Source organism: Vibrio sp. 2033 (assembly GCF_033339735.1).
In genome coordinates this window covers 1-1,566 of the sequence record NZ_JAWOVC010000076.1, presented here as the reverse complement: position 1 = coordinate 1,566, position 1,566 = coordinate 1, and the positions used below count along the sequence as shown (strand labels likewise).

The window sequence follows — 1,566 nt, the reverse complement described above, 5'->3', positions numbered from 1 at the left end:
ACAAAATCTTAAATTGAAGAGTTTGATCATGGCTCAGATTGAACGCTGGCGGCAGGCCTAACACATGCAAGTCGAGCGGAAACGAGTTATCTGAACCTTCGGGGAACGATAACGGCGTCGAGCGGCGGACGGGTGAGTAATGCCTAGGAAATTGCCCTGATGTGGGGGATAACCATTGGAAACGATGGCTAATACCGCATGATGCCTACGGGCCAAAGAGGGGGACCTTCGGGCCTCTCGCGTCAGGATATGCCTAGGTGGGATTAGCTAGTTGGTGAGGTAAGGGCTCACCAAGGCGACGATCCCTAGCTGGTCTGAGAGGATGATCAGCCACACTGGAACTGAGACACGGTCCAGACTCCTACGGGAGGCAGCAGTGGGGAATATTGCACAATGGGCGCAAGCCTGATGCAGCCATGCCGCGTGTGTGAAGAAGGCCTTCGGGTTGTAAAGCACTTTCAGTCGTGAGGAAGGTAGTGTAGTTAATAGCTGCATTATTTGACGTTAGCGACAGAAGAAGCACCGGCTAACTCCGTGCCAGCAGCCGCGGTAATACGGAGGGTGCGAGCGTTAATCGGAATTACTGGGCGTAAAGCGCATGCAGGTGGTTTGTTAAGTCAGATGTGAAAGCCCGGGGCTCAACCTCGGAATAGCATTTGAAACTGGCAGACTAGAGTACTGTAGAGGGGGGTAGAATTTCAGGTGTAGCGGTGAAATGCGTAGAGATCTGAAGGAATACCGGTGGCGAAGGCGGCCCCCTGGACAGATACTGACACTCAGATGCGAAAGCGTGGGGAGCAAACAGGATTAGATACCCTGGTAGTCCACGCCGTAAACGATGTCTACTTGGAGGTTGTGGCCTTGAGCCGTGGCTTTCGGAGCTAACGCGTTAAGTAGACCGCCTGGGGAGTACGGTCGCAAGATTAAAACTCAAATGAATTGACGGGGGCCCGCACAAGCGGTGGAGCATGTGGTTTAATTCGATGCAACGCGAAGAACCTTACCTACTCTTGACATCCAGAGAACTTTCCAGAGATGGATTGGTGCCTTCGGGAACTCTGAGACAGGTGCTGCATGGCTGTCGTCAGCTCGTGTTGTGAAATGTTGGGTTAAGTCCCGCAACGAGCGCAACCCTTATCCTTGTTTGCCAGCGAGTAATGTCGGGAACTCCAGGGAGACTGCCGGTGATAAACCGGAGGAAGGTGGGGACGACGTCAAGTCATCATGGCCCTTACGAGTAGGGCTACACACGTGCTACAATGGCGCATACAGAGGGCGGCCAACTTGCGAAAGTGAGCGAATCCCAAAAAGTGCGTCGTAGTCCGGATTGGAGTCTGCAACTCGACTCCATGAAGTCGGAATCGCTAGTAATCGTGGATCAGAATGCCACGGTGAATACGTTCCCGGGCCTTGTACACACCGCCCGTCACACCATGGGAGTGGGCTGCAAAAGAAGTAGGTAGTTTAACCTTCGGGGGGACGCTTACCACTTTGTGGTTCATGACTGGGGTGAAGTCGTAACAAGGTAGCGCTAGGGGAACCTGGCGCTGGATCACCTCCTTAAAC

General features: G+C 53.4%; 1 rRNA gene. It reads left to right on the top strand.

Annotated features, from left to right (window positions below):
- Positions 1-10: 10 nt before the first annotated feature.
- Positions 11-1,563 (top strand): 16S ribosomal RNA (locus R7P74_RS24685).
- Positions 1,564-1,566 lie beyond the last annotated feature (3 nt).